The following is a 20,820-nucleotide window of genomic DNA, read 5'->3' as shown; positions in this document are numbered from 1 at the left end:
GGGCTGTACAAAGCCGAAGTGATCCACCGCAGAACGTCATGGCCCGATGCGCAGGCGGTCGAACTGGCCACACTCGTCTGGGTCGACTGGTTCAACCGTCGCCGGTTGCTCGGGCCGATCGGCTACATTCCGCCGGCGGAAGCCGAGGCTCGCTACTACGCAGCAATCCGCGAGTCCGCCATGACGGCGTGACTCACAATCCGGAGTCTCCGGGAATCTCGGGGCGGTTCACATCTGCCGGAGACGGCCATGCGCTGGGTGCTGGACCGCAGCGAAGCGTGGCCGGTTGTGTTCCGCTACGAGGCGCAGAACTGGCTTCGCATCCGGAAACGAACGCGCGTCCGTTAGTTGGATGAGGGAAGGGCGGAACTGTCGAGTTGTCGCCTTCCGCACATGCCGAGAGCGCCGGGAGGCTCGAAAATCTCCCTGGCGCAAAACGGCCAGGCCGCATCGAGCCGCTCACCGGTGCGTTTACGCCACCCGTGTTGAAGTTGGAGCACGACAATCCCTAGCACGTTCGCGCGTCGTGGCGAGATTTGTCGCAAGTGACCAACTGGCCGATGGCCTCCAGCAACGCGGTCAGCGCCGCTCGTTGTCCGCGCAAGAGCAAGGCGGTATCGCCAAGCTGTCGGCGCGGGTCTTCCAACCGCCGACGCCCGTCTTCGGGTGTGACGCGATGCCACCCCAATACCGCCTCATCGACAAACCAGTCCTCAATGTCCTCGGCCAGAGATAGCTCCATCCGGTCGCACTGCGCTAGTGCTTTGTCGGCAATCGGCAGAACGCGGAGCCAAGCCCCAACGCGTTCGCTGGGGTGCCTATAGCGAGGAACTATGTCCGATTCTGTGAACTCGGCTGTGCCGCACCGCACCCGGATGCCAACCTGGACGGGTTCGACCACGAATACCGTGGCGCTACACGATGGCGCCAGGGCTAGGATCTCGGACAACGGCGCCGCGCCCACGCCGACGACGACAATTCCCTCCTCAACGTGCGCAACGAAGTACGACGTCAGCATAGTGCCCTCCGCAAGGTCGGTCGTGCGCCCATCAGACGTGGCGCCGTCAGAATCGGGTGTCGCTGAGAAAGTAGCCGCTACGCCGTGTCGGCGGACTTTAAGCTCGCCACGAATTGCCGTAGCGCCCCGCGGTAGCACATCGCGTCATGGGGCAAATCCAGGCCATGGGCGCGGGCAAGCCGGGCAGCTTCACGCAGCTGGACATCGCTGGGTTCTTTCAGGTCGTCGTCCAACACGCGAATGACGGCTTCGCGCAGTGCGCGCGAGAAACCGGTCCATAGGCCACCGGCGTCCTGTTCGCGTTGCCGGGCGATCTGCCGCTCAAACGCGCTGAGCATTGAGGGGGGCATGGCAACCGGCAGCTCGATGCGTACAGCCGTTCCGCTGAGCGAAAACGTCAGCGTCGAAGCAGGGTACCCGTCGGGTTTCAGCGACATGGAGCCCTCCAATCACAGGATGAGATGCCTGGGCACACTATAACAAGGTTTTCGCGTATCGCCTTGTACTTCCTACCTTCGCCGTCGCGACTGAGCAGCGGCGATGCCCAAATCCATCCATCGAGCAGAGTATCGACGCATCATCGACACGCTTCGCGATCACCGCGAAGCGCAAGGCTTGACGCAAACCGGTCTAGCCACTTTGCTGGGTCGATCTCAGCAATGGGTGAGTTTGCTTGAGCGCGGCGATCGGCGCTTGGATGTCGTGGAGTATGTGGAACTCTGTGCGGCGCTCGACCTCGATCCTCACGTGCTGCTCGACATGCTGATTGCAAAGCTCAAGGCGCGCGGTGCATTGGCAACAGGCGCTGGCGGAATCCAGTCACAACGCCGCCGGACTTCGCGGCGCTAAGGTCCGCGGCGCGACCGATACTGCAATCAGTTTCAATACGCCTGAGTCCGCTATCCACCCCTCCGGTACGCGGGATGGGCCTGCGGCCGGCTTGTTTGCGCTCGACTCACCGTAAATACGAACCCAGTGGGCATTACTCGGTGTGTGTTCAAACCGGGTCTGCCCCGCGGAAACATTTCCGATGGAACACCGGCATCCGTGTCGCCAGCGATCGGCGCTTGGGTGTGAAGACGCGGAAGGCTTCGACCTCGGCCGACGTGCTCCTCGGTAGCGGTAGGCTCGCCGCTAAGCTGGGCCAGCGGGATCTGATCGACGAATTTAATTCCGCGTCAACCCAAGCCGCCCAAAGTGCTGCGTTGGTGGTCATCCTGTACTCCGTAAATTGTCAGACTGGTGGTGTGCGCCCGGTACGTTGGCCGATCTCGCGTATTGAGACAGGGCTTTGCTGTCCTGTGGACGTCACGATGAGGTCGCCTTGACGGTGTCCAGTTTCCACGAGGAACGGCGCCATGTGTTGCGCGAGACATGGCCATGCCGATCTAGCGATCAGGCGTTCGACTTCGAAGACAACAATCCCAGGTTCAGATGGAGATCGAGCAGTATGAGAGCCTTTTCCGATCACAATTGGGTAGTCGGAATCAGTGTTGCGTTGAGCTGTGTCATCGCATGGGTCCAGGTACGACATGTCTGGTTGCGGATTGCACAAGCACGCACATTGCGGCTATGGCAGCTCGTCACTAAGAAGGACATCTCCCGAGCAAGCAATGCAGCACTTACGCTCGCGTGTTCACCCATCTACGGCACGTTGCACCCGGACGACATCCGATTCGCGCTCACGCGTCTGGAACCGTTGCGATGTCTTGCTGCACGAAAATGGGCAGGCAACATGGTTCAACTGAACGGGGATCATTCGGGCTACGAAGATACTCGCGCAGATGGCTGGACAAAAATTCATTTTGGCGATCTCCAACGTGGTTTCTGGAAGGGCGCTTTGGCTTCTGCCATTCTTCTGTCGCTAAATTCTGCACTTGTGTGGGACCAGGGAATCGCGGTAGGGATTCTGTCTGCTTTCAACGCTGTCGGCGTGACGGTTTTGCTATGTGCACTTTCAGTGCGCTTTGACTACGCCGCTCGATTGATCGATCTCAAACAATTTCCGAAATTGCTTGAGATAGCCACGGCCGGAGAGGGTGCGCTTACGCAGACGAAATCTCGCCAACCGAGCTTGCGTCCGAAAAAGCCGAAGAAGCACGACAAGTCGGACGGAATGTCTGAGTGATCTGTCGAATCGATTGATCCGCATGCAGGCTGTCGTAGCGGCCGGGTGCGGCCAGTGGTGGGGTCGTAACGGTCAGCGCTGTAGCGACGACGTCCGGTGCAGCTCCCTCGCGCAGACGTGCCAGCACATTAAGCACGTGCTCGACGCTGGGGCGGCCGGTATCGAGGACCAGCTCCACGGCGACGAGCACTGCTTCCAAGCCGTGAACGGGCACGGCTGCCAACACCTGAGCCATCACGCGATCGCCGCCCTCGCGACGCAGCAACGCGCGGCTCAGCCGCAACAACGGTTCAGGCATCTGGGCGAACGGCGCGCCGTTGCGAGGTGCGCCGGGCTTGCGCTCCACGAGTGGAAGATAGTGCTGCCAGTCGTAGATGACACGATCGCGTTCCACCACGCGCGCGTGTTCGGCCACGACGTCTTGGTCCACGACGACGACGAGCCGCTCTGGATAGAGCCGCACGCTGACGCGATGGCCCGCGTAGGCGCACGGCACGGAGTAGCGGTTGCGCGCCACCGTGATCAAGCTCGTGCTTGAGACGCGCACCGGCAATTCCACGTAGCCATCGAACGGCGCCGGCATAGGCATCAGGTGTGCTTGTTCATGCTCCAGGGCCTCGGCAATCGTCAGCTCCGGATGCGCTGCGTTACGCGTCATCACGCACTGCGTGGCCAAGTACACATTGAGGTCGGCAAACGAGGCGAAGCGCTGCTCTAGCGTCGTCTGTCAGATCCGCCGTCGCGCGTCCTGGACGTTCTTCTCAACCCGGCCTATCTCCCAGCCTGACGCCACATTGCAGAGGTCCGGGTCGAACAGATAGTGCGCTGTCATCGCCGCAAATCGCGCGTTGACGATCCGAGCTTTACCTTGGCCCGGCACACGATCCACCGCCGTCTTCATGTTGTCGTAGATGCCGCGGCGAGCGACACCACCCAGCCCGACGAAGCATCGGGTATGGGCGTCGAACAACATCTCGTGGCCTTGGCTCGGATACGCAACCAGCCAGAACGCGCGGCTCGCGCACAGCTTCATATGCGCCACCTGCACCCGCCGCCAGATGCCGCCGATCACGATCCCTTCTTCGCTCCAGTCGAACTGGAAGGCTTCACCCCACGCGAAGGTCAACGGCACGTAGGCCGATCGAGTGGTGACGCCATCCGCCTGCGCTCGCCAAGCCCTGAGCGCCTCTGTGACACGGGAATAATGGCCGCTAAACCCTTCGACCTTGACCTGCTCATGCAGGCGCCGTGCTGTACGGCGTTGCGAGCGCGGCCGCCGCGCATCTACCTCCAGGGCGTGGCGCAGCCACGCCTCGAACACGTCCAGCATCTTGCTCGCCGGCGTGCGCTTGTACTTCATCTCCCGCCGCGCCGGCTCACGCAGCCAGGCTTTGATCGTGTTGCGCGACAGGCTTGTTCGCCGCGCGATCTCGCTGATCGACAACCAGTCCCGCAACCTCAGCCGCCGGACCGTCGCGTACGTCGCCATGGTGTGCACCTTCGTCACCCCGCATCGGCCGAAACTCATGCAGGTTAGGTGGGACACCCTGGTCAATTTTCCGCGCACAATCTCGTCTAGCTGGTCAATTTTCAACGCGCCTCAACACGCAGACCGAACAGCTCGATCTCGCGGCCCATTGCCCTGGGCCCGGGGTCGGCAAAGTAGAGTGAGCGATGGGCGACATGTGCGTCGCGGCTTCCAGGCGGCAGCAGGTTCTCAATGGGCTTACCCTGGAGCTCGCCGCCTTCATAGCCAAACAGGCGTTCGGCCTGACGGTTAGAAAGCACGATATCGCCGGCGCGGCTTACCACAACGATGCCGTCGGGAATGGATTCAATCAGGTCCTTCAATCGCGCTAGGTCCGCCTCACGCTGCAAAAACGGTGAGCACGATCTCTCCAGGCGAGATCGGCGGTTTCAGTATGCGCCTGCCGCGTCAGTTCAGCATGTTGTATTTGTGATGATCGGGAATCTGTGATCGCGCCGAAGCACTTTCCGGAACAAGCACTGGACGCCCCGAACACTCCGGGATATGACTTCCGCTTGCCTTGCGCTGTCGTGCCCGCCATCGAGATTCACCTTCGAAAGTTCCCAGCCGCGAGCAGGCGCGCAGTGCAAACGGCCTTTACGAAGAAAGTCTTCTATTTCCAATCCGGATTCAGGACAAAGCATCTTCAAACGAAAATGCTTCGCAATATCGTCTTTACTGTTTTTCTGGTCGTCTGGAAAGGCTGCGAAGTTGCCGATCATGTTTGTCAGCGCTACCAATCTTTCGTGTCGTCTTCGCGCTTCTTGATAAGCAACGAGAAGTCGGTCGCGTTGCGGCTGATTTGCTCGATGGGGTCATGGCGGCGGAAGCCTTGGAGAGGGCGTGATCAAAGAGTCCGCCACCCTTAGGCACTACAGAAATCCCTGACGCCACCCCGGTCGTCCCAATAGACCAATCCTAACTCCCGAGTGAATCAGCAACTTACAATCCATCGTTGGACTCTGGCTATTGCCGCCGACAGGGGTAGTCGGCTCATCGTTCCTTTGGATGGTAACTCAGCATGCGAACTCGGCCATGAGTCTGTCGCAAACTACCGCCTTGGCCGAGTGCAAGATGGGGCGGGGCGTTAGAAGGTTGTGTCTGCTACGTTATGCGCAAGTCTGAACAAGAGTCGAGCGCTTGTATCGATTGTCTTCGTAAACTCTTCAGGTAAATGGTTTTGTTGACTCGCCTTGACGGAAAATGCGACCGGGAAACAGCGGATTCTGCTTCCATTTACCGCTATACAGCTGCTGGGTCTGCTGATCATCACAGTTTGGTCGTTGATGTTTTTAGTAATTTGCGTAAAGTTGCTTTGAGTAAAACGAATGGAATTGACGCAGGTGCTCGCATTGCGCCGAGTTCCGATTGAGTCAGACGACTGCTTTTAAATTGATGCCAAGAACGGAGGTCGCCGTGAGCGATCGACGCGTCTCCTATTCTGCCTCGATGATCAGATCTGCACTGGCATATATGTGCGTCGTTCTAGCGTGCGGCACATTGCCGGCTCGTGCAGCTGATGTGGCGGTGTCTATCCAGCTAGATTCGTCGTGGGTAGAGCTGATTCGTGCTCAGCGGAGGGCCGAGGGGCTCGATCTGCCTGATGCGGCAGCCGATGCCCAAGTCCGTCTGCTGCTCCGGCAGCTTGAGTACAAGCGGAGTGTTGTCAGCTCGGCCTCCCGACGTTATAAGCACGATGTTGCAAGAGGCTCGAGACGCCCGTTCTGGGTAACTGTCTACTGAGGCGCAATAGAGGGGGAGAATTGCCCGCGCGATGGGATGACGCTGCGAGGCCCACTGCCATAAAATTGCAGGGGCACTAGCCTCGCTCGTTGGCCCCGGCGGGGCGTGCCGAGTGAACCGCCTCAGGCAGCCTGGCCCATTCGGTCACTCCTGATTGCCCCGTCCTTGAGCGGGGTTTTTGTAGCCGTCATGTGCGGCCTTTTTGCAGTAGCGTGCTGAAACGCCACAAGCTTAGGTGCTGATCGAGGCATTGCGGGTTCAGAACGCCGAGCGCGCGGCCGGCGTCGATCTCGCGCAAAGCAGTGCAAGCTGATTGATAACCCCCTGGCGCAGCAGCTAGGTTGCGACATGGAATTTCGGCGGCACTGGCGTTGCCTGCTACTAGCTGATTGGGAGTCGTGTCGTGAATTGTGGGCCGCGAAGAGACGTCGAAGCTGCTTCGATCTCAGAGGCTCTGGTCCGACCCCATAGTGTTCAAAGGCTCGGCGAGCGGGCTCACGGTCTGCGCAAAGATTTCCGGCAAGAGCTCCTGATATACGGCCAGGGTGCGGGCGATCACCGAGCGTTCGTCGTGTTCGGCCAGCGCGCGCTCTCGTGCAGCGAGGCCAAGTCGGCGCGCCAGCGGGCGATCATCGTCGAGACGTGCGATAGCCTCTGCCAACAGCTGCGCATCACGCGCGGGAATCAGTAGGCCATTGGCTTCGTGGTGAACTACATCGTGACAGCCAGGCACGTTGGTAGCAATCAACGGCAGTGCACAGGCGGCGGCTTCGATTAGGGACTTGGGGCAGCCCTCGCGGTAGCTCGGCAGCACGACTACGTCGGTGTTCGCGAAAAGGGCGGGCATGTCCTCGACATGCCCGTACCACTCTATCGTCCCTTCGGCTGCCCAGGCGTCCACGATAGGACGCGGCACCGATGCAGGATTGCCCTCGTCTAGCATGCCGGCAAGCTGGAAACGAATACTTCGGCCAGCTGCCTTGAGCCGACGCGCGGCCTCAACATATTCGCCGATGCCCTTGTCCCACAGCAGGCGCGCGGCCAGCAGCACGCGCAGTGGGCCAGGGGCTGCCGCGTTGCTGCATTGGCTAAAGCGGGATAAGTTTACTCCCGAACCTGGTATTAGGCGGATGAGGCGTGCGTCCACCAGGTGACTGCGCGTGAAAAGTACCACGTCGTCCCCATTTTGCAGCACCACACGCACGTGCGGTCCGCTGAGAGCGGCGCGCATCACCTCGCGTACCAGCGGGCGCAACAAGCGCGCGCGCAGGTCAGTGCTGGTGAAGACGTACCCCATACCGGTAACTGCGCCGATGCGTGCCCGAACGCCGGCCAGGCGTGCTGCGATGGATGCGTAGACCGCACATTTGATCGTGAAGCCGTGAATAAGATTAGGCTGCTCACGCCGGAGCAGACGCCAAAGCCAGACGATCGTACGGAGTTCGCTGAGCGGATCTAGGCTGCGCCGCCGCAGCGGTGCCACAATCCAACGCAGGCCCAGCGCATGCAGGCGCGAACCGTATGGACCGTCCGGCGAGATCAGCAACACATCGACGCCGCGGCGCTGTAGCTCAAGCGCGAGACCCAGACGGAAATTGTATAAATACCAATCGGTATTCGCGAACAGGACGACTTTCATGCGGCACCGTCCGTGTCTGGCCGCGTCAGCATGCGTATCAGTCGTGCGGGTACGCCGCCGACGAGTGAATAGGGCGCCACGTCGCGATTGACGATTGCGCCCGCCGCGACCACCGCGCCGCGGCCTACGGTCACGCCCTGCAAGATTACGACGTTGGCGCCAATCCACACTTCGTCTTCCACAACGATAGGCGCCGAGGTGCGGCCGCGACCCTTGCCCGGTACGTAGACCAGGCCATGGCCCATGGTCTCGAAGCTCACCCGCGGCCCGATCTGAACGCGAGCGCCTATGCGCACGCCGTCGTAGACGCAGGTGAAGGCCGTATCCACATTGAGAAACGTATCTTCCCCGATGTGGATCTGCGAGCAGGCGCCGTAGGGGCGTACGCTCAGCGGGCCATGGATAGTGCAGCGCCCGTCCAGTCGCACGCCGGCCAGCCGATACAGCAGGGGGCGATAGCGATCCAGAATCCACAGCCGCGGCACGTGGTTCGCTAGGGTGAAGAACACCAACTCGCGCAGGGACCAGCGCCGCAGCGCAGACGGCCGACCTTCGTGCATGTCGCGGTACATCAGCACTTTCCCTCGTCGAAGGCGTCGCGATAGCTGCGCAGCTGCCAACCCTGCTCGGCAATAACTCCCGCCAGGACGCCTTCACTCAGGCATTGCCACTCGGCGTGCGATACGTCGCCAATGCGCGTGAGTCCGGCCACGTCGTCCGGCCGGCGTGACAGGTGCACCATGAGTTCACACGGAAACGCCTGTGCGGCACCCAGCAAAGTCCGGTAGTGGCTGGCGTCCAACCGGGACGGCATCGCTCCCAGATCGAATACGCTGGTGAAGGCTTCGTTGCTGCGCAGGCGCCCTTGCCACCGCCGCTGATTGCGCGCGTTCATGCAGGCCAGCAGGCCGGTGCGCAGAGCCCGACCCAGGCGCGGGTGCGCACCGCTGGGCCGCGCTACCCAGGGCTGGCGCAGCGGCAGCGAGCGTTCTGCGCAAACTTGGGCGAGCACATCGAACACCTGCGGGAAAGCGTGCACGTGCTGGTGGCTGTCGATATGGCTTGGTACCAGGCCCAGACGGCTGAACGCTGCGAGCTGCGCGTCGAATTCGGCCGTCAGCTGCGCGCTGCTCACGCGCCCCAGCATCAGGCGGCGCGCCAGTGCTCCACGCGCCGGAAACTCGCCGCCGGGCAGAAGCAGGCTGCCGATTTCCTGCGGATCGGCGCTGGGTCGGCCCAGCGTAAGATTGAAATGCAGGCCCACGCCCAGCCCCGGGTGCTGCCGTGCCAGTTGCGCCGCCGCCGCTGCCGAATTGCCGTTGACCAGGAGCGTGGTACTGGACAGGCTGCCTGTGGCATAGGCGTCCAGGATGGCCGCGTTCACGCCTTCGCACAGGCCGAAATCGTCGGCGTTGACGATCAGTGTCTTCATCACCGTTCCTTCCACCATTTGCGCAGGTAGAGCAGCGGTTCGGCCAGCGCCGGCAGCGGGTCGCGCGGGTCGTGTACCGCCCAGGTCCGGGCCGTGCAGACGCCGGATGCCGATACGTCGGGAGGGGGGAAAACGAAATCTGCTCCGTGGCGCCGGTAGAACAGGGCCGAAGCCAGGTCCTTGAGGGCGTAGCGCCAAAGCACACCGTCGCGTTGGGGTGGGTCGTGCAGTGGCGCAGCACCGCGTAGATCACACCAGGCTGCGTCGGCGATTCGCTTGCCGGCTGCATGGCTGAGCTGAAACCACAGCGTCGGACGCGGATTGATCTCAATCATCTTCAGCTGTCCGTCGCGCGGATCACGCTTGAACTCGGCACCGAAGATGCCACGCAGTCCGATCGCACGGACGAAGTTCGCCGAGAGCGCAGCGGTTTCGGCGCAGATGTCGCTTATCGCCAAGCTTGCCGATCCGAAGCCGGGCGGATACTGGCGCAGCTTGCGCGCGGTGAAGGCCTGCAGGATCTCGCCCGTGCGGCTCGCATAGCCCGCATACACGGTGATCCGCGATTCGGCGCCCGGAATCACTTCCTGCACCAGCCAGCCGCCCACGTCGTCAGGTACCTGAGCCAGACATGCATCCAGCTCTGCCGGCGTGCGCGCCAGGACTACCTTTTTGCCGCGCAGATAGGCCCGTGCACGATGGATGAGGGCAGGTTTGAGAATGCACGGAAACACAATCTGCCCTGCCATCTCCTGAAGCGTGGCCCTGTTGCTCACCTCCCACATGCCGGGCACAGCCATGCCGTGGCGCTGGCACAGGCGGTGGAAGCGCAGCTTGTCCAGCAACTCGCTGGCGATGCCGGTGTAGCAATCGGGGAAATGGAAACTAGTCACAAGTGAATCGGCGTGCCGGCAGATGAATTCGATGTAGCGGTCATTTGTCGGCAGCAGCACCGGAGGTTCTGTCTGCCGGCTGCCCAACTGGACGAGGCGCTGCAGCAGTTCCTCGTCTGCCACCACGCGCCAGCTCGCCTGCAGCGTGCTTGAATGGGCGGCGCACGCGGGGCCGGAATCCACGCCCAATACACGCCGGCCCGCGCGGTGCAGTTCGCGACAGGCGAACAGGCCGGTCGGCGACAGGCCCAGTACCACGGCATCGATGGGGCCGGTCATGCGGGGCTAGAACTCCAGGCGCTTGAGCGAGCGATAGATCAGCCCGCGTCCGTGGACGAAGGCCCCGTACACCATGAATGTCAACAGCAGCGGCAGCGCCTGCATGCGCCAGCGGAACATGGCGCCCATGTTGGTGGCAGCCGAGCCATACACGACGAGCAGTCCGAAGGCGAATACCGCCAGCGGCAGGGAAGCCTGCCGCGCGTGGTGCCAGCTGTGCATCAGGCCACGCGCTAGGCTGGGCAGCAGAACCAGGAACATCAGAACTTCCGGCAACGCCATCAGCTGACGCAGGCTGCCGATCTGAGTCAGGTCGATGGAGACGAAGAAGAAATAGATCGCTGCGACAAGGGCGCGAAATGTGGAATCCGCGCTCTCGCCCCAGACGGCATCTTCCGGTGCGTCGAAGAATGCGCCCGTTCCGTGGCTGATGTTGATGCGCGATTGGTTGATGTATTCAAGGTCGAAGTAGTGCGACTGGCGGATGTAGTCCACGCCGAACACGCCGAAGCCGGCAGCGTAGGTCGCCACGCCGATCAGCGCGACGACGCCGGCCATGGTTGCCAGCAGTGGAATCGTGCGCCGTCCTTCCACCGGAATGTAGGAAATCACGATCAGGAACACGCTCACGAAGAACAGATATTCGCGCACACCCAGCAGCATGAGCAGGCAGAACGCCATGACACCGAGGGCGCTGGCGCTGAAGCTGCGGCGCAGGCGCACGACCGCCAGAACCAGCAGCGATACGCTGAAGATCGAGAGCGGGTCCTTGAGCATGAGGCAGGACCAATAAATGAAAGAGGGAAAAAATGCAATAAGAAGAGCGGTGACTCTTGCGAGCTTTTCCATACCGTACACTTCGAGTACAAGGCGGAACACCACCAGCGGCGTGAGCGCGCCGAGCAGGATGTTGATGAGCTGGATATACAGGGGATTAGGCCCGAGCAGGTAGTACACCAGTCCGGTGAACTGGAACCAGCCGTTGTCTATCCAATTGGGTGCGTTGAAGAAGCCGTCACGCATTTCCTCGGCGATGGCCAGGGCTTCCTCGTGATAGCGCAGGGAGTCGGGGCTCAAGCTCAGGCTGCGGATGGCGTCGGTGAGGCTGATCACCAGCACGCCGACTAGGCGTACCAGGAAGGCGCCTGTGAACAGGCGCACCATGAAGCGGCGCGCCGCCGCGCCGGGATACGGCGAATCGCTGCGCGGCAAGTCCACTAGGCCGCTGGCCGCCGGCCGCTGCCGCGCCGCGCGGCGCCGGTCCGTCGCCCAGATGGCGGCAAGCGCCAGCGACAGCAGCGCAACGGCGATTTCCAGCACGATCTCGATCATGGCCGCTGGTCCTGTGCGAGCAGCATGCGATAGGTATTGTCGTAGCGATCCACACCTTCGCGCAGCGAGAATTGCGCCAGCGCGACGGCGCGGCAGCGCATCCCAAGACCGGCATCGTCCCACAGCGACTGCAGGTGGCGGAACGAATCCTCGATGCTGCCGGCGTCGAAGTCGCGCAGGAGGAACCCCACGCGGCCGTCCCCGAGCAGTCCGTCCATGTCGCCGATGCCGGCATTGCCCACCACGGGAACACCGGCGGCAAGGTACTCGCCGACCTTGGTGGGACAACTGGCCAATTTGGAAAAATGCGGACGGATGAAGGAAAGCGCCACGTCGAAGCGCACGATCTCCGCCGGCACCTGTTCCGGCCGCAAAGCAACCAGCCGGATGCTGTCCGGCGGTAGTCCGTGTTGCGCCGCCAACGCCAGGATGGGCGCTGCGTTGCTGCGTGATATGAGCTGCAAGCAGCTGCCCGGAAACCGCGCCAGCGCTTTGGCGAAATAGCCTACGATCTGTTCGGGCAGGTATTCGGCGCTGAGCGAACCGACATAGCCAAATACCCGCTGCGGCGCAGGCGCGCGTACGCCTGGGACGAAGCGATCCGTGTCGACGCAGGTCGGGATCGTCGCCATGGGCGGCAGTGAGCGACCGTGCCATATCGCGAAATCGCGCAGCGCGCGCGAACCACGGTCGCTGAGGGAAATGATGGCGCCGCTGGCGCGCAGTACCCGTCCTTCCAGCTGCTTGGCCAGGCGGTATACGAGGCCGCCTTCGCGCAGGCGGCCTCGATAGACTTTTTCATCGACCCAGAAGCCGCGCAGATCGTTAACGAAGGGCAGGCCGGTTCGACGCGCGAGCCGCCAGGCGATCAGCGCCGGAATGAAGCTGCGCGCATGCACCAAGTGCATCGGTTGGGTGTGCAGCAGATGCCGCGCGGCGGCCATACCCGTCAGGACATCCCGCAGCGAGGACAGTGCGCCCCAGCCGCGATGGGCGGCCACTCCATGCCAGGCTATGCCGAGTGCGGCAAGGTGCGCGCGCGTTGCCGCGCTGTCCGTTGTCGCGGCTGCCGGGCGCTCGAATGTCAGCAGGGTAAAGCGGTATCCGCGCTGCGACAGGCAGCGCAGATAGTTCAGCACCTGGGAATGCACCAGCGGCTCGTCGATGCCGTTGTACGAGATGTATAGAACGTCAATGACTTCTGCCACGGGCCGCCACCTCGCGCAGGATTTCGACAAACCGGGGACCTTGCTGCTGCAGCGAGAAGCGCTCTTCCACCGCCTGCCGCGCGGCCGTACCCACGCGCTTTCGCAGCCCCGGGCTTTCGATCAGACGCTCAAGGACCTGATGCCAGTCCTGCGATTCGCGCACCAGGAACCCGGTTTCGCCGTCGCGGATCAGCTCGCAGTTGAAGCCGATGCCGGTGCAGACAGCCGGCAGCCCCATCGCCATGTACGTGCGTGCTTTGCCGCCGGATTTTCCCAACGACCATTCCTCCAGCGGCAGGGGCATCAGGCCGATGTCGAAGTCGTGCAGTTGCGCGAGTTCGGTATCGAGATCCCACGGCACGTGCTCGACGGCAATCTGCGCATCGGCGAAGCGTCCGCCACCGACGATCCGCAGCCGCAGTCCCGCGTGCTTGCGGCTCAGCGCACGCAATGGCTCGCGGATGAGGTCGAGGTATTTTTCCGTGCTGGGAGAACCCAGCCAACCGAGCACCACCGACGACCGGTCACGGGGCGTCGTGCGCGGCGTATGGCGCTGCAGATCCTCAGCCACGTGGAAGGTGCGCGCATCGGCGCAATGTTCGCCTGCGCGCGCGCGCAGCCACTCGTTGCCGGCCAGCACGCAATCGGCCAGACGGAAGATTTCCAGGAGGCGGTGCGGCCGCTTGAATGCATCGGCCAGCGGTGTGTGCGGGTTTGGCTTGAACAGGAACAGCGCGTCGTCGTAGTCGAAGATCAGCGGAACGCCGCGCCGGTGCAGAGCGCGCTCCAGCCAGGGCGCGCCGAACGGCAGGCATTCGCGCTGCAGGAAGACGAGATCGTAGCTGCCCGCGCTAAGGGCGGCGGCCACGCGGCGCACGGTTGCCCAGGCGGTGTGCAGGGCCTTCAGGGGCGCGCCGCCCCTGCGGTTGACGGCGCGGTACATACCCGTCGCCATGAACGGCTGCACGCGGTAGGCGATCCCCGCCGCATCCAGGTAGGGAAGATACTGGTAGACGCGATAGCGGCTGCTTGCGCCTTCGATCGGATACTTGGTGAGAAAGAGAACGTTCACCGTGCTCCTGCCCGGCCGACGACGTTCTCGAAGAATTCCGCCAGCCGGCGCGCATTGGCAGCGGGATCGTGATGCATTCGAGCGTAGTTCTGCGCGCGCTCGCCCATCTGTGCCCTCGTGTCTTCCTCGGCCAGCAGGTTGCGCAGATCACGTTCCAGCCCCGGCAGGTCGCCGGGCACGCTGCCGAGGCGCTCGCGCGCAATCGTGCCACCCGGATCAAAATACAGCGACAGGGTCGGCGTACCCTGCAGCCAGGCCTGGATGAAGTTGTTGCCGAATCCTTCCGGATCGCAGGTGTGGACCAGGGCCGAGGCCGCGGCCAGCACGCCGTTGACCTCGGCCGGTGTCCTGGCGCCGAGGTAGTGAAAGTTGGCCGGCAGGTCCACACCGCGCGCGACCCAGCGATAACGGGGACTCACCACTTCCCCGATCATCAGGAAATCGATGTCCAGATCGGCGCAGCGCCGCGCCAGTTCGACGTAGGCGCCCGGGTTCTTGTAGTCCTTGATCTGCGCCACCCACGCGACAAAACGGCGCTGCCAGCGGAATGGCAGCGGCGTTGCTTCCATCGAATCCGGAATGTGGCAGCGCAGTTGCACGGGCAGGCGATCCGTGTAGTCCGCGTTGAGCGAGACGGCCGCGGATACCCAGCGGAATCCGCTCCAGTTCCAGCGGCTCCTTAGACACTGCCAGGCCACCGATGCCAGCCGTCGTGGTGTCCAAGCTGTGTGCTTGGCGTGGTAGCTGAAGGCCTTAACGTCCTGCAGGCTGGAAGCGGCGAACACCAGCGGCACGCCGGCGCGTGCGGCGGCGCGCGCTGTGACGCGCAGGCCGGCCTTGTTGTGCCGCAGATAGATGACATCGGGTCGCGCGCGGGCGATTAGCGTGGCTGTCTGTGCAGCGTCACCGGGCGTCCAGGTGTCGATGGTATACGTTGCCGGCGGCGTCCCGGCGGTTCCGCCCGCGGCGGCGTAGCACACCTCGTGGCCGATTGCCGCGAGCTGGCGCGCCGTCAGCTCGCACTGGATTTCGATGCCGCCGAGCGCTCGGCTGGGGTGCCTGGCGAGGATCAGCACGCGCATCGCGGCCGCACCGACGCGATGACGAGGCCATGGCTGCGATCATCGGGACGAGCCACGGCACGCACGGCCAGATTCCAGCCTCGGGTCAGGCGATAGGCCAGTTTCGCCAGCCTGTTCCGGTACGGCGAGGCATTCGGCTCCAGCACGTAGAAATGGCCGTATCCCCACTGGCCCAGCAGATCGACGATGGCGTCGCTGCCGCCGGCGCCGCCCGCGTGGTGAGTCTCGAACAGCACCAGTGGCTGGTGCTGCCGCAACGTGTCTTGTAGGCCGGCTAGGGCCTGGATTTCGTGGCCTTCGATATCCAGTTTCACCAGCAGGACCGGCAACGGGGCGGGCACTTCTCTGGCGAGGATGCGATCGCCGCGGTCCATCTCCACCGGAAAGCTGCGGCTCGCCGTGGCCGCGAGGTTCTGCGTCACGCCCGAGCGGCCCAGGTTGCCTTCCAGGTTGGCATGGAAGGTCATCGGCGCAGCGCTGTTGCCGAGGCCCAGCGGAAACAGTCGGACATTATCCACTTTGTTCATCAGCATGTTCGCCTCGAACAGCTTGATGCAGACCGGATTGGGCTCGAACGCGTAGACCTTCGCGAATCGCCGAGCGAGCCACAGGGAATGGTTGCCGATATTGGCGCCGACATCTAGGACTGCGCCGCTACGGAAGGCATCCGCGTCGGCGGCGAGGAAGTGATCGAAGATCGCCCGCAGCAACAAGTCCTCGTACCATCCGTGGGCGATGACGTGATCGCCGATGTCGTCGCCGGGGAAGCAAGCGATGCGCGCCGCGCCCAGGCGCCGGCGGCGTCGCGCGAGCAGGCGGACCAGGGCGCTTCTCGCCAGGCGGGAGAAATACGCGATAGACCGCAGTCGGAGAAGCACGCGTGTCATGCCAGCCCCAGACGCCGCAGCGCGAGCAAGGCGAGGCGCAGCGGAAACCGGATCAACTGCCTTGCCAGCGAGCGCCAGGCCGTGTATGAGAAAGGCCGATGCAGGGCGATGATGGCGGGTTTTGTCACGTAGCTCACGCAGGTGACGAGATCGGGAGCCGGCCCGCGCCTGCGTAGCGTCAGCCCGTCGGGTGAATAGCTGGATTCCTTGGTGATCCGGTTGCTCGCGTAGAACCCCCCGCTCCTGGCCAGCCGGGCCAGGAACGTCCACTCGCGCTGATAGCGGCCCCAGGTCGAGAAGCGCACGCCGGCCAGACGTTGTGCGGAAATCACATGCATCACGTCGGCGCCGAAACGGCGTCGGATCTGCATGTCGTCATACCAGTCGTAGACGCCATCGGCGGCGGGCCAGTCGGCGGAGCCGGGCACGGTGCTTCCCGTGAAACGGCAGCGGCTGACAAACCAGCCCACGTTTCGATGATTTATCCACATGTCCCTAACATAGCAAAAGAAGTCGGCAGTGACTGTGTCGTCGTCGTCGACGAATGCGACGAGGTCGACAGCATGGGACAGCGCGATCTCAAGTGCCGTGTTGCGCGTGATCAGCGGGCCGAGGTTGCGCGGGTTGCGCCGGAACGCCAGGCGCCCCGGCTGTGCGCCGATATCCGCTTCGGCGATGGGGGGATCGGAGGCGTCGTCGACAACCACATGGAGCCAGTCGAGCACGCTGTCCTGTTGCGCCAGCGCGCGATGCAGCCGCTGCAGGCTGTCGCGGCGATTGTGGCTGGCGGTCAGCACGCCAAGTTTCGGCGCCGTCATGGCTGCCTGCCGCGGCGACGCAGCACGTTGGCGACGGTCTGCGCCGCCAGCTCGCGAAACCGCGGGTCGGTCCAGGCCAACGCTAGCCACAGCGCCAGCACTGCCGCGCCCAGGGCATAGCGCCACAGTGGCGCCGGCGCCACCGACAGCGCGCCCGCCGCCAGGGCGGCGGCGAGGACGCCCGCGCACAGGGCCCGAAGCGCAGGCCACGTTAGCGTGAACGAAAAGCTGCGCCGCGCGCACAAGTATACCGCCGCGGCGCTGATGACCTGCGATGCCAGGTAGGCGCCGGCCACGCCGATGAGTGCGTAGCGCGGCAGCATTGTCCAGCTCAATGCAAGGAACGCGGCTGCCCACAGCACATAGGTCAGTGTGTACGGAAGCAGTCGGCGCCGCGCCAAGAACGCCATGCCCATGGCCTCGGCCAGCACGCGGAACAGGTCGCCGGGCAGGATGAGGAGAAGCAGGCCCGCCGCCGGGGCGAACTCGGGACTGAACAGCAGCACCATCAGGTCCTCGCCGGCCGTCATGAGGGCGATGATCAGCGGTGGCAGCAGATAGAAGTACAGGCTGATCGCCTCGTTGACCCGTGCTTGCAGATCCTCGTCGTCGCGGCAGGCCACCAGACTGGGGAAATAGAAGCTGCTGGCGGAAGCATAAATTGCTCCAAAGTATACGCTGGCGACTTTCCAGGCCACGGAAAAGATGCCGTTGTCGCCGAGCCCGCGCGCAGCGATGATCCAGCGCGAGACGATGACGATGGTGAGCACGCCCACTGCCACCATGAACAGGCCGTTGATGCCGTATCCCGCATTCGTACCGACTTCGCGCCAGGAGAATGCAGCGGCGCGGGGCAGGATCGCGGTACCGGGCAGTGCGCGCCGCACCGTCGCGATCTGCAGCGCCAGTTTCAGCAGTTGCAGTCCGCTGAACGCTAGGGCCGCGCCGAACAGGTGCAGGCGCAGCACCAGGACCACGAAAAGGACGAGGCCCAGCACGTCGGAGATGACCTGCGCAGTGACGATGGGCCTGACCAGCTGGCAGCCGCTCAGCAGGCCCCGGTAGGTCTGTGCCGTGATCGCGAAGGGCACGCTGATCAGGGTGATGGCAACCAGAGAGGCATGCTGCCCGCCATCGGCGAACAGGGCGTTGGAAATCGGCTGCGCCAGTGCCGCGCTCACCACGGCGGCGAGACCTGCGACCACCGTGAGAAAGATCAGCGACGTCGATAATTGCAGCGCCAGCGCCTCCTGGTCGTCTTTGCTGCGGGCCTCGGCGATGCGACGGACGATGCCGTTGTAGAAGCCCAGGCCGGCGACGGAATAGAGCAGGTTCCAGGCATTGGTGAGCTGGTTGATGACGCCCGTGCCTTCGGGGCCGAGTACGACCGCGCCAAGCTTGCCCTTGGCCACTTGCGTGAGCGTGCCGATGACCGAGCCGGCGGAGAAAAGCGCGATTGCCTTGGCGAAGCGTTTCACGGCGCCCTCTGCGGCGACATCCCACGAAGGAGCATGCGATCAGAGCGCATCGACGGACGCAATGATGTGGCTGTGGAAACGATCTTCCGGCTGCTCCACATGCACCACGTTGAGGCTGTAGCCACGCGCGATGCGTTGCAGCAGCCGTCGCAGGAGGCCGGAACGCCGATCGGCATCGCTTTCCACGACATAGGTGTGCCGGTAGCCCAGCCGCTGCAGCGTAGCGAGGATCGACACGCTGCCGCCGGGCCCGTGGGCGCCTGCGCTCTCGAACACTACCAGCGGCCGGTCGCTTCGTAGGGTGTGTTCGAGTCCGCGCAGGGCCGCGTGTTCGTATCCCTCGACATCGAGCTTGACGAGGCGCACCGGCGGCAGGCCGGCCGCCTGTGCCAATGCATCGTCACCGCGCAAAAGCCGGACCGGAAAGGATTGCGTGGCCCCGGCCTGGGCGGATTCGCAAAGACTGGAGCCGCCCAGGTTTCCGTGCAGATTGGCGTGCAACAGTGCCTCCCCGTCGTGATCACTCAGCGCATGGGCTATCAGCGTAACGTTCTGCAGCCTGTTCATCAGGACGCTAGCTTCGAACAGCCGCACGCAGATTGGGTTGGGCTCGAAGGCGACCACCTGCTTGAAAAAGTGCGCGAACCAGGTGCTGTGATTGCCGATGTTGGCCCCGACATCCAGCGCCGTGCCGGTGCGGAATGCTTGCAGACGGCCAGCGAAGGTCTTTTCAAAAAGACAGCGCAGGACTAGGTCGTCATAAAGTCCGTTCGCGACGATGAGCCTGCCGATGTAGTCGCGCGGAAAGCAGGCGATCTGCGCTGCCGCGCTAGCGGTGCCTGCGCGCGCCAACCAGCTCGCGCAGGCATTGCGCAAGCGCCGCTGCAGGTAGGCGGGCAATGCGAGCCTGAGTCGCGAATGGATCACGTGACGGTTCGGCTGGCGCGCGATGATGGGTGACTCGGCTGCGCCGGTCGGACCGTCGACGATTCATGCGTGCCGGCGCGGCGCGCGCGGGGTGGCGACGCCGGCCCGAGCATCACGCCCAGAAACGTCAACGCTACCATGGCCACCAGCGGCACACGCACCGGGTAGTCCACCCATCCGTGTACCAGAAGCGCGAACAGCCCCAACGCGCAGGCCCACTGCACGGCATCGCCGCCGCGGCGCACCGCATGGCGCCAGAAACCCAGTGAAATCGCCGCGACCACAGCGAGATAGACCGCGATGCCGGCGGCCCCGAGTTCGAACAGCAGTTCCAGCGCGTCGTTGTGCGCATGGTTGACATATACCTTGTCCAAGGTGTCCCGGGTGTCGAAGCCCGGGAAGAGGCTGCCGAAGGTACCGGGGCCCGCGCCGATTGGAAAAAAATCCAGCGCCGCCGCCAGCGACCGCTGCAGGATGCCCAAGCGTCCGTCGGCATTGCCCAGTTCGAGTCCGCTGAACAGCTGGGTCGGCGCAAAAAGCAGCATCACAGTGAGAGCCAGAGCCGCTGCACTGCCGCCGATGAGCAGTCCCGGCGATACGCGCCGGTGACGCAGCAGCCAGGCGCTGAAGAGGCAGCCTTCGATGATCAGCAGGCCCGCGGCGGCGCGCGAGCGCGAAGCTACCAGCGCCACCGTCACCAGGAGAAATCCCAACACACCCAGCGTGCGCCAGCCCACATGCGCAGGACGTTGCCAGCCCCAGTTACCGCTGCAGGCCAAAACGGCCAGCAGAGGCAAGCCGAGGATCAGCAGGCTGGCGAAATGATTGCGGTTGGCGAAGCCGCCGCTGGCCCGGTTTTGCCCGTCGGCGCCGTAGAAAACGAGCCAGCTGTCCAGGCCGCTCGACAGCTGTGCCAAGCCCCACAGCGATTGCAGCAGCACGATGCCGAGGATCAGGCTGAGCAGGCGTTTCTGCTGTGGAGTCGTCAGGCGCAGCACTGCGAGGAACAGGGCCAGGCCCGGGATGAACTTGAGCCAAGCCTGCCAGGTGTCGTCTGCGGCAAGCGACACGGCAGTCCACTGGCCAGGCCCCAGCTCACCGATAGCGGCCTGCAGGCGTACAGCTCGGCCCGGCAGATGCGCTGCCAGCTCCAGCGGCAAGGGCAGCAGGTAAGCCAGGGGCAGGGCGCTCAGAATCAGCACCAAGGCAATCATCCGCCGCGTTGGGATGTCTGAGCGAACGTGCCGGAACGGCCATAGCGCCAGCACCAGCACGGGCACGGCCAGCAGCGCCAGCGCACAGTCGCGCCAGGAAAAAAAAGACAGGCCGCCCAGCATCGCGGCCATCGTCAAAAGC

The 20,820-nt window shown here is 63.7% G+C and carries 19 protein-coding genes and 2 pseudogenes; 3 read left to right on the top strand and 18 right to left on the bottom strand.

Features of this window, described 5'->3' with window-relative positions; genetic code table 11:
• Positions 1-192, top strand: a pseudogene (locus DFR29_RS25295) (IS3 family transposase); the annotation flags it as partial.
• 316 nt (positions 193-508) lie between these two features.
• Here the strand turns inward: DFR29_RS25295 and DFR29_RS25290 are convergent.
• Positions 509-1,018: a hypothetical protein gene (locus DFR29_RS25290; RefSeq protein WP_133821429.1), complete on the bottom strand. Its 510-nt coding sequence runs from the start codon at positions 1,016-1,018 to the stop codon at positions 509-511.
• Between the two features lie 77 nt (positions 1,019-1,095).
• The gene (locus tag DFR29_RS25285) at positions 1,096-1,455 is read right to left on the bottom strand and encodes a hypothetical protein (RefSeq protein WP_133821428.1); all 360 of its coding nucleotides are present in this window, start codon (positions 1,453-1,455) and stop codon (positions 1,096-1,098) included.
• 103 nt (positions 1,456-1,558) lie between these two features.
• Between DFR29_RS25285 and DFR29_RS25280 the strand changes: the two genes are divergently transcribed.
• Both DFR29_RS25280 and DFR29_RS25275 read left to right on the top strand, forming a co-directional pair.
• Complete coding sequence (locus tag DFR29_RS25280) at positions 1,559-1,867, top strand: helix-turn-helix domain-containing protein (protein ID WP_133821427.1); 309 nt, start codon at positions 1,559-1,561, stop codon at positions 1,865-1,867.
• 601 nt (positions 1,868-2,468) lie between these two features.
• Positions 2,469-3,146 carry a hypothetical protein gene (locus DFR29_RS25275; protein WP_133821426.1) on the top strand — a complete coding sequence of 226 codons (678 nt, stop codon included), beginning with the start codon at positions 2,469-2,471 and terminating at the stop codon, positions 3,144-3,146.
• Positions 3,147-3,165: 19 nt separating this feature from the next.
• Here the strand turns inward: DFR29_RS25275 and istA are convergent.
• From istA to DFR29_RS25195, 16 genes and pseudogenes are all read right to left on the bottom strand, one after another.
• Positions 3,166-4,635, bottom strand: a pseudogene (gene istA, locus DFR29_RS25270) (IS21 family transposase); the annotation flags it as partial.
• 101 nt (positions 4,636-4,736) lie between these two features.
• Positions 4,737-4,997 carry a PAS domain-containing protein gene (locus DFR29_RS25265; protein WP_208113717.1) on the bottom strand — a complete coding sequence of 87 codons (261 nt, stop codon included), beginning with the start codon at positions 4,995-4,997 and terminating at the stop codon, positions 4,737-4,739.
• 90 nt (positions 4,998-5,087) lie between these two features.
• Positions 5,088-5,396, bottom strand: a complete 309-nt coding sequence (locus DFR29_RS25260) for a hypothetical protein (RefSeq protein WP_133821424.1) — start codon at positions 5,394-5,396, stop codon at positions 5,088-5,090.
• A gap of 1,466 nt (positions 5,397-6,862) precedes the next feature.
• Positions 6,863-8,056, bottom strand: a complete 1,194-nt coding sequence (locus DFR29_RS25255; protein WP_133821423.1) for a glycosyltransferase family 4 protein — start codon at positions 8,054-8,056, stop codon at positions 6,863-6,865.
• Positions 8,053-8,628 carry an acyltransferase gene (locus DFR29_RS25250; RefSeq protein WP_208113716.1) on the bottom strand — a complete coding sequence of 192 codons (576 nt, stop codon included), beginning with the start codon at positions 8,626-8,628 and terminating at the stop codon, positions 8,053-8,055. The genes DFR29_RS25255 and DFR29_RS25250 overlap by 4 nt, the downstream gene beginning before the upstream one ends.
• Complete coding sequence (locus tag DFR29_RS25245) at positions 8,628-9,488, bottom strand: carbohydrate deacetylase (protein ID WP_166654330.1); 861 nt, start codon at positions 9,486-9,488, stop codon at positions 8,628-8,630. The genes DFR29_RS25250 and DFR29_RS25245 overlap by 1 nt, the downstream gene beginning before the upstream one ends.
• The gene (locus DFR29_RS25240) at positions 9,488-10,660 is read right to left on the bottom strand and encodes a carboxylate--amine ligase (protein WP_133821421.1); all 1,173 of its coding nucleotides are present in this window, start codon (positions 10,658-10,660) and stop codon (positions 9,488-9,490) included. The genes DFR29_RS25245 and DFR29_RS25240 overlap by 1 nt, the downstream gene beginning before the upstream one ends.
• Positions 10,661-10,666: 6 nt before the next feature.
• Positions 10,667-11,992 carry a hypothetical protein gene (locus DFR29_RS25235; RefSeq protein ID WP_133821420.1) on the bottom strand — a complete coding sequence of 442 codons (1,326 nt, stop codon included), beginning with the start codon at positions 11,990-11,992 and terminating at the stop codon, positions 10,667-10,669.
• Entirely contained in the window at positions 11,989-13,200 is a 1,212-nt protein-coding gene (locus DFR29_RS25230) for a glycosyltransferase (RefSeq protein WP_166654329.1), read from the bottom strand. Before DFR29_RS25230 ends, DFR29_RS25235 begins: the two co-directional genes overlap by 4 nt.
• A complete protein-coding gene (locus tag DFR29_RS25225) occupies positions 13,184-14,143 on the bottom strand; it encodes a glycosyltransferase family 4 protein (protein ID WP_166654328.1) in 960 nt (319 codons plus the stop codon). Before DFR29_RS25225 ends, DFR29_RS25230 begins: the two co-directional genes overlap by 17 nt.
• A 125-nt stretch (positions 14,144-14,268) precedes the next feature.
• A complete protein-coding gene (locus tag DFR29_RS25220; RefSeq protein WP_133821417.1) occupies positions 14,269-15,354 on the bottom strand; it encodes a glycosyltransferase family 4 protein in 1,086 nt (361 codons plus the stop codon).
• Positions 15,342-16,241 carry an FkbM family methyltransferase gene (locus DFR29_RS25215; protein WP_133821416.1) on the bottom strand — a complete coding sequence of 300 codons (900 nt, stop codon included), beginning with the start codon at positions 16,239-16,241 and terminating at the stop codon, positions 15,342-15,344. The genes DFR29_RS25220 and DFR29_RS25215 overlap by 13 nt, the downstream gene beginning before the upstream one ends.
• Positions 16,238-17,059, bottom strand: a complete 822-nt coding sequence (locus tag DFR29_RS25210; protein WP_133821415.1) for a glycosyltransferase family 2 protein — start codon at positions 17,057-17,059, stop codon at positions 16,238-16,240. Before DFR29_RS25210 ends, DFR29_RS25215 begins: the two co-directional genes overlap by 4 nt.
• Positions 17,056-18,537 carry an oligosaccharide flippase family protein gene (locus DFR29_RS25205; protein ID WP_133821414.1) on the bottom strand — a complete coding sequence of 494 codons (1,482 nt, stop codon included), beginning with the start codon at positions 18,535-18,537 and terminating at the stop codon, positions 17,056-17,058. Before DFR29_RS25205 ends, DFR29_RS25210 begins: the two co-directional genes overlap by 4 nt.
• A 39-nt stretch (positions 18,538-18,576) precedes the next feature.
• A complete protein-coding gene (locus tag DFR29_RS25200; protein WP_166654327.1) occupies positions 18,577-19,464 on the bottom strand; it encodes an FkbM family methyltransferase in 888 nt (295 codons plus the stop codon).
• Entirely contained in the window at positions 19,461-20,810 is a 1,350-nt protein-coding gene (locus DFR29_RS25195; protein ID WP_133821412.1) for an O-antigen ligase family protein, read from the bottom strand. Before DFR29_RS25195 ends, DFR29_RS25200 begins: the two co-directional genes overlap by 4 nt.
• Positions 20,811-20,820: the final 10 nt, after the last annotated feature.

Source organism: Tahibacter aquaticus, assembly GCF_004363655.1.
Lineage (GTDB): Bacteria > Pseudomonadota > Gammaproteobacteria > Xanthomonadales > Rhodanobacteraceae > Tahibacter > Tahibacter aquaticus.
The sequence above is the reverse complement of the archived record's forward strand: the minus strand, read 5'-3'. Positions and strand labels throughout refer to the sequence as shown.